The organism is Polaromonas sp. (assembly GCF_029945925.1).
Classification (GTDB): Bacteria; Pseudomonadota; Gammaproteobacteria; order Burkholderiales; family Burkholderiaceae_C; genus Polaromonas.
Window position 1 is genome coordinate 122,571 of the sequence record NZ_JAQSDN010000062.1, and the last position, 7,309, is coordinate 129,879.

At 63.4% G+C, this 7,309-nt stretch carries 8 protein-coding genes; 1 reads left to right on the forward strand and 7 read right to left on the reverse strand.

The annotated features are described in order from the left end of the window. Window positions 1–92: 92 nt before the first annotated feature. Both prfA and hemA read right to left on the reverse strand, forming a co-directional pair. Window positions 93–1,211, reverse strand: coding sequence for a peptide chain release factor 1 (prfA, locus tag PSV40_RS21030; RefSeq protein ID WP_300541558.1), 1,119 nt, complete (start codon window positions 1,209–1,211; stop codon window positions 93–95). A 112-nt stretch (window positions 1,212–1,323) separates the two neighbouring features. Further along, complete coding sequence (hemA, locus tag PSV40_RS21035) at window positions 1,324–2,604, reverse strand: glutamyl-tRNA reductase (RefSeq protein WP_300541560.1); 1,281 nt, start codon at window positions 2,602–2,604, stop codon at window positions 1,324–1,326. Window positions 2,605–2,731: 127 nt separating this feature from the next. Here hemA and PSV40_RS21040 point away from each other — a divergent pair, with 127 nt between their 5' ends. Continuing rightward, on the forward strand, window positions 2,732–3,022 hold the full coding sequence (locus PSV40_RS21040) for a hypothetical protein (RefSeq protein WP_300541562.1): 291 nt from the start codon (window positions 2,732–2,734) through the stop codon (window positions 3,020–3,022). A 9-nt stretch (window positions 3,023–3,031) separates the two neighbouring features. On the opposite strand, the gene ugpQ is transcribed toward PSV40_RS21040, so the two are convergent. From ugpQ to PSV40_RS21065, 5 genes are all read right to left on the reverse strand, one after another. Next, complete coding sequence (gene ugpQ / locus PSV40_RS21045; protein ID WP_300541564.1) at window positions 3,032–3,769, reverse strand: glycerophosphodiester phosphodiesterase; 738 nt, start codon at window positions 3,767–3,769, stop codon at window positions 3,032–3,034. Next, window positions 3,766–4,782: a sn-glycerol-3-phosphate import ATP-binding protein UgpC gene (locus PSV40_RS21050; protein ID WP_300541566.1), complete on the reverse strand. Its 1,017-nt coding sequence runs from the start codon at window positions 4,780–4,782 to the stop codon at window positions 3,766–3,768. Before PSV40_RS21050 ends, ugpQ begins: the two co-directional genes overlap by 4 nt. Window positions 4,783–4,891: 109 nt before the next feature. After that, a complete protein-coding gene (gene ugpE, locus PSV40_RS21055; RefSeq protein ID WP_300541568.1) occupies window positions 4,892–5,743 on the reverse strand; it encodes a sn-glycerol-3-phosphate ABC transporter permease UgpE in 852 nt (283 codons plus the stop codon). A 79-nt stretch (window positions 5,744–5,822) separates the two neighbouring features. Next, window positions 5,823–6,710, reverse strand: a complete 888-nt coding sequence (ugpA, locus tag PSV40_RS21060; RefSeq protein WP_300541570.1) for a sn-glycerol-3-phosphate ABC transporter permease UgpA — start codon at window positions 6,708–6,710, stop codon at window positions 5,823–5,825. A 112-nt stretch (window positions 6,711–6,822) separates the two neighbouring features. Continuing rightward, window positions 6,823–7,309 (reverse strand): extracellular solute-binding protein (locus PSV40_RS21065; protein ID WP_300541572.1); only part of this gene is annotated, 487 nt, incomplete at its 5' end.

Genomic DNA, 7,309 nt, shown 5'->3' on the forward strand with positions numbered 1-7,309 from the left:
GAGTCAGTCACGGTGATCTGCTATCAAAACAGGAGCTGTTGGCGCTTGCCAATAAAGGGCTGGAGGCCGATTTGGCGTTAAAAAATCAGCCATCAACCGTTGATTGAAGTTTCCAGGTCCGCTAGCAGTTCGGCGCCGCGCGCCACCTGCAAGGCGGTGACCACGTCGTCCATGTCGCCTTCCATGATGGACAGCAGCTTGTACAGCGTCAGGTTGATGCGGTGGTCGGTCAGCCGCCCCTGCGGGAAGTTGTAGGTCCTTATCCTGTCGCTGCGGTCGCCGCTGCCGATCAGGCCCTTGCGCATGGCGGCGTCCTTGGCGGCGCGTTCGGAGCGGTCTTTTTCATGGATGCGGGCCGTCAGCACCTTCAGCGCCTGGGCCTTGTTGCCGTGCTGGCTGCGGCCCTCCTGGCACTCGGCCACAATGCCGGTCGGCAGGTGGGTGATGCGCACCGCCGAGTCGGTCTTGTTGATGTGCTGGCCGCCGGCGCCGCTGGCGCGGTAGGTGTCTATGCGCAGGTCGGCCGGGTTGATCTGGATGGCCACCGCCTCGTCGGGCTCGGGCAGCACGGCGACGGTGCAGGCGCTGGTGTGGATGCGGCCCTGGGTTTCGGTGGCCGGCACGCGCTGCACGCGGTGGCCGCCTGACTCGAAACGCAGCTTGCCGTAAACGCCGACACCCAAGGCATCGGGCGGGCCGTCCAGGCGCAGCACCACTTCCTTGTAGCCGCCGAGCTCGCTGACCGATTCGCTGATGATTTCGACGGCCCAGCGCTTGCGCTCGGCGTAACGCGTGTACATGCGAAACAGGTCGGCCGCGAACAGCGCGGACTCATCGCCGCCGGCGCCGGCGCGGATCTCGATGAACGCCGGGCGCGCATCGTCGGGGTCCTTGGGGATCAGCATCAGCTGCAGGGCTTCGTCCAGCCGGGCTATGTCGGCCTGCGCGGCCGTGATCTCTTCTTCGGCCATGGCGGCCATCTCGGGATCGTCCCTGGCTTCCGACAGCATGGCCTGCGCGCTGGCCAGATCAGCCTCGCGCGCCGTCAGTTGCTGGTACTGGGTGACCACGATGCTGGCCTCGGCGTGTTCACGCGTCAGGTTGCGAAAACGCTCCATGTTGCTGACCACGTCGGCGGCGGACAACAGGGCATCGAGCTCGTGCAGCCGGAAAATCTGGCGGTCCAGGGTCTGGCGGAGAAACGGTTTCATGGGAAAGATGGAAAAGGGGCCTGGGGGCAAAACGTTCAGGACAGGTCGCCGGCCGGGCCGGCGCCGCATGCAGCCCGGTGCACGGGCCGCCTGGCTGGCGAAGAAAGTGGCGCTAACGCTCTTTCTGTTCCCTGGGCAGGTTGCCGCGCAAAAACAGCCGGGAGACGGTTTGCGCCGTCGCTTCGCGGTTGTCCGCACTGCCGGCATGCAGCTCGGCGAGTGCGCCGTGCAACATTTTCTGCGTCAACCCGCGCGACAACGCCTCGAGGACCGCATCCACAGGCTCGCCTTTGGCCAGCAGTTTTTTGGCGCGGGCGATTTCCAGCGCCCGCCATTCGTCGGTCTGGGCGTTGAGCTGCTGGATCAGCGGCACGGTGCGCCGCTGGTCGAGCCAGTGCATGAAGTTCTGCACACCGGCATCGATGATGACTTCGGCCTCGGCCACCGCGGCCTGCCGGCTGTCCCTGCCGGTCTGCACCACGTGCGCCAGATCATCGACGGTGTAGAGGTAGATGTCCGGCAGTTCCTTGACTTCCGGCTCGATGTCGCGCGGCACAGCCAGGTCGACCATGAACATCGGGCGGTGCTTGCGCAGCTTGACGGCGCGCTCGACCGCGCCAAGGCCGATGATGGGCAGGGTGCTGGCGGTGCAGCTGATCACCGCGTCGAACTCGTGCAGGCGGCTCGGCAGGTCGGCCAGGCGCATGACCTCGGCACCGAAGCGCCCGGCGAGTTTTTCGCCGCGCTCCAGGGTGCGGTTGGCCACCGTCATGGCTTTCGGGTTTTTGGCGGCAAAGTGGGTGGCGGCCAGGTCGATCATCTCGCCCGCGCCGACAAACAGGACCTTGATGTCGCTCAGGTCCTCGAAGAGCTGGCCGGCCAGCCGGACCGAAGCGGCCGCCAGGCTGATGCTGTGCGCGCCGATCTCGGTGCTGGTGCGGACTTCCTTGGCGACCGCGAAAGAGCGCTGGAACAGCTGGTGCAGCGTGGTGCCCATGGCGCCGGCGTCTTCGGCGGCGCGAACGGCGTCCTTCATTTGCCCGAGGATCTGCGGCTCGCCCAGCACCATGGAGTCCAGCCCGCTGGCGACGCGAAAGGCGTGGCGCGCGGCATGGTCGTTTTCCAGGGTGTAGGCGTGGGAGCGCAGCAGGGCCGGCGAGACGCCGCCGCGGTGCGCCAGCCATTCGAGCGTGTGCTCGAGGTCGGACTTGTCGCCGGCGCAATAGATCTCGGTGCGGTTGCAGGTCGACAGCAGCGTGGCTTCGGGCTGGCGCGCCAGGGACTCGCGCAAGCCCCTCAAGGTGGGCTCGATCTGGTCGATGGCGAACGCAAACCGGCCGCGCAAATCGAGCGGTGCGGTGGTATGGTTGATGCCCAAGGTCCAGACTGACATGGCCCGATTATAAAATTGAAGGGTGACCGGACGCGGACATTCTTTCAATGCCCTTGATACAGGGCAAGCCGGGGTGCCGATGGCGCGCCTGGACCTTTCGAATGACTCCCTTCAATCCGCCGCCGGCATGACTGCACTCAACCTGACCAACCAGCTGCTCAATTTCATGGCTCCGGCCGCCTTTGTGGCGCTGTTCGTGGTGCTGGTGGCCCATGTCTTTGCCCGATTCTTTGGGTCAAAAAGGCCTCTAGCCCTTTCCCTGAGTGCGCAACTAGCTATTGTTTTTGTAGCGTCCCTGGTCTTGCTGGCGGCCGGGCTGGTCATTTTTGGCCGCGACGGCAAGATGGCCAGTTATGCGCTGCTGGCCGTGGGTGCGGCGACCTGCCAGTGGCTGTTGCTGCGCGGCTGGAAAGCCTGAACGCCCCGCTCAGGCGTCGGGAGCGAACAGGTCGACCCGGTCGGTGATGATGCCGTCGGTCCCCAGATCGAGCAGGCGCTGGGCCGCCCATTCGTCGTTGACGGTATAACTCAGGCAGCGAAACCCGGCGTTTTTGGCCTGCAGCACGGTGGAGCTGTCCCACAGGGCCTGGTTGCAGATCAGCGCCGCGCAGTCCAGGGTCCGTGCCGTTTCCAGCCAGCCCTTCCACAAACTGTCGAGCAGCAGTCCACGCGGCATTTCCGGTTGCGCGACTTTGGCCGCTTCCAGCGCCTCGGGCTGAAAAGAAGTCAGCAGCGGCGGCACGGCGGCGCCTTCCCACAGGCGGGCCGCGGCGTTGGCCACGACCGTGCCGGTGCGGGCCTCATGGCCCGGGGTGGGCTTGATCTCGATGTTCAGGAAATACCCGTTGCGCAGGCAATAACGTGCCACGTTGTCCAGGCTGGCCAGCGGCTCGCCGGCGTAGGCGCGCGAATGCCAACTGCCCGCATCGAGCCGCGACAGCGCTTCCCAGGGCTGCCCGCCGCCTGTGCCCTGGCCGCTGGTCGTGCGTTCCAGCGTGGCGTCATGCATCAGGAAGGGCACGCCGTCGGCACTGAGCTTCACATCACATTCGAACATGCGGTAGCCGTGGCTGGCACCGAGCCTGAAGGCGGCCAGCGTGTTTTCCGGCGCCAGCTTGCCTGCGCCGCGGTGGGCGATCCAGCGCGGATAGGGCCAGGGCGTCAAAGCCTTTTTCCGCTTTCGGCGTCAAACCAGTGCAAGCGGTCGGTGCGCGGTGCCACATGGATGGTGGCGCCGATCTCGGGCGTGGCCTGGGTTTCGTCCGTGCGCACAATCAGGAATTCGTCGCCGAAACGGCAGTAAACCAGGCGCTCGGCACCCAGCATCTCCATCGTGTCGACCTGAACGGCCCAGCCGGTGTCACCGATCTGCAGATGCTCGGGACGAATGCCGAGGATGGCGCCGGGCCGGCCGCCGAAGTCGGCGTTGGGCGCCTGTTTGAGCAGGTTCATCGGCGGCGAGCCCATGAAGCTGGCCACGAACGTGGTGGCCGGGCGGTTGTAGACCTCTTCGGGCGTGCCGAACTGCTCCATGCGGCCGGCGTTCATGACAATCATGCGCTGCGCCAGCGTCATGGCCTCGACCTGATCGTGCGTGACGAACAGCGAGGTGATGCCGAGTTCGCGGTGCAGCTTCTGGATTTCCAGCCGGGTCTGCACCCGCAGCTTGGCGTCCAGGTTGGACAGCGGCTCGTCGAACAGGAAAACCTGGGGCTGGCGCACGATGGCGCGGCCCATGGCGACGCGCTGGCGCTGGCCGCCGGAGAGCTGGCGCGGCTTGCGGTCCAGCAGTTGGCCGAGTTCCAGAATTTTGGCGGCCTTGTCGACGCGGGTCTTGATTTCGTCCAGCGGCACCTTCTTGATCTTCAGGCCATAGGCCATGTTGTCGAAGACGCTCATGTGCGGGTACAGCGCGTAGTTCTGGAAGACCATGGCAATGTCGCGTTCGGCCGGTTCCAGATCGTTGACGACGCGGCCACCGATGGAAATTTCACCATCGGTGATTTCTTCCAGGCCGGCCACCATGCGCAACAAGGTGGATTTGCCGCAGCCCGAAGGGCCGACGATCACGATGAATTCATGGTCGGCTATTGTCGCGTTGACGCCATGGATGACCTGCAGCGCATGTTTGCCGGTGCCGTAATGCTTGACGACGTCTTTGAGTTGGATTGAAGCCATTGAGAGACAACCTACGTTGGATTTAATTCAAGCGGACGCCGCGGAACCGGCTTTGCCGGGCCGCTGGCGTCGCCCCCTGGGGGAGGCGCCGAAGGCGCTTCGGGGAGGGTCATTTCTCGGTATCCACCAGGCCTTTGACAAACCAGCGCTGCATCAGCATCACAACCAGCGCGGGCGGAATCATGGCCAGCACCGCGGTCGCCATGACGATGTTCCAGTCAGTTGCCGCATCGCCGCCGCTGATCATCCGCTTGATGCCGATCACCACCGGGTACATGGTTTCGTTGGTCGTCACGAGCAGGGGCCAGAGATACTGGTTCCATCCGTAAATAAACTGGATCACAAACAGGGCGGCAATGCTCGTGGACGACAGCGGTACCAGGACGTCCTTGAAAAACCGCAGCGGCCCGGCGCCGTCGATGCGCGCGGCTTCGACCAGCTCGTCGGGCACGGTCAGAAAGAACTGCCGGAATAGAAAGGTGGCGGTGGCGGACGCGATCAGCGGGACCGTGAGGCCGGCGTAGGTGTTCAGCATGCCAAGATTCGCCACCACGGCATAAGTGGGACCGATACGCACCTCGACCGGCAGCATCAGCGTGACGAAGATGGCCCAGAAGAAGAACATCCTGAAGGGAAAGCGGAAATAGACGATGGCAAAGGCGGAGAGCAGCGAGATAGCGATTTTTCCGACCGCGATCACCAGGGCCGTGATCAGGCTGACCATCATCATGCGGCCAACCGGCGCATTCGAGGCCGCACCTTTGCCGGTTCCCTGGATCGCAGCGGCATAGTTTTCGATCAGATGGCTGCCGGGTAGCAGGGACATGGGGGCCTGCAAAATCTCGTCCGCGGTCTGCGTCGATGCGACAAAAGTCACATAGAGCGGAAACGCCACCACCAGAACCCCCAGGATCAGGACGAGATGCGAGAGCACTTGCAGGACAGGGTTGCGTTCGACCATCAGCGACCGCCCCACTGCACCAAGGGCGCCGAATGCCTCCCCAGGGGGCAGAAATTTGGGTTAACAAGGGTGCTCATGGTCAGTACTGCACTTTCTTTTCTACGAAGCGGAACTGCACGATGGTCAGCACGATCACGATCGCCATCAACACCACCGATTGCGCGGCCGAGCCGCCCAGATCAAGCGCCTTGAACCCGTCGTAATAGACCTTGTAAACCAGGATGGCTGTGTCCCTGCCGGGCCCGCCTTCGGTGGCGGCATCCACAATCGCAAACGTGTCGAAGAAGGCGTAGACGATGTTGATCACAAACAAAAAGAAGGTCGTGGGCGACAGCAACGGAAACTGGATCGTCCAGAAGCGGCGCCAGGGTCCCGCGCCGTCAATGGCTGCGGCTTCCACCAGGGATTTCGGAATGCTCTGCAACCCGGCCAGAAAAAACAGGAAGTTGTAGGAAATCTGTTTCCAGACCGCAGCGATGACGATCAGGGTCATTGCGTGGGTGCTGTTCAACAGGTGGTTCCAGTCCAGGCCCAAACCTCGAAGGACGTAAGAAACAATGCCGATGGACGGGGCGAACATGAAGAGCCACAAAACACCTGCCACGGCCGGTGCTACCGCATAGGGCCAGATCAGCAGGGTGCGGTAAACCAGCGCGCCCTTGACAACGCGGTCGGCGAACACCGCAAGCAGCAGCGAAATCCCGATGCCGAGCCCGGCGACCAGCACCGAGAAAACGGCGGTGATCTTGAACGACGCCAGGTAGGAGTCGTCCTTGAGCAGGTTGGCAAAATTCTGCAGGCCGACCCATTCCGTGGACAGTCCAAATGCATCGGACTGTTGAAACGATTGCAGCAATGCCTGCGCGGCAGGCCAGAAAAAGAAAACCGCAATCACGGCCGCCTGCGGTGCGAGAAGCACCCAGGGCAGCCATGCGGAGCGAAATACGACGCGTTTTTCAGAAGCCACAGTGTTCAGTCAGAATCGCCCCGCGCGTAGGACCGGGCGAGGCGAGAGGAGAGAGTCTGCCCGAAGAAGGGCGGCACGGGCTTGGCCCGTGCACGGCGAGTTTAAACCAGCGTCAATTGGCTTTCTGGAAGCGAGCCAGTTGCTCGTCGCCCCGGCTGACAATGGCGTCAAGAGCCTCTTTGGCCGTCTTCTTGCCGGCCCAGACCTGCTCCAGCTCTTCGTCCTCGATGGCGCGAACCTGAATGAAGTTGCCCAGACGTATGCCGCGCGACTTGTCCGTGGTTTTCCGGATCATCTGGTTGACGGCCACGTCAGTGCCGGGGTTCTGCTTGTAGAAGCCGGATTTTTCGGTGAGTGCGAACGCGGCCAGCGTGATGGGCAGGTAACCGGTGCGCTGATGGCTCTTGGCCTGGATTTCTGCATTGGTCAGGTAGTGGAAGAAATCTGCCACACCCTTGTATTCGGCCGGCTTCTTGCCACCCATGACCCACAGCGAGGCGCCGCCAATCACGGTGTTTTGCGGTGCGCCGGCGACATCGGGATAGTACGGCAGTGGGGCAATGCCAAAGTCGAACTTCGCGTTTTTCTTGATGCTGGCA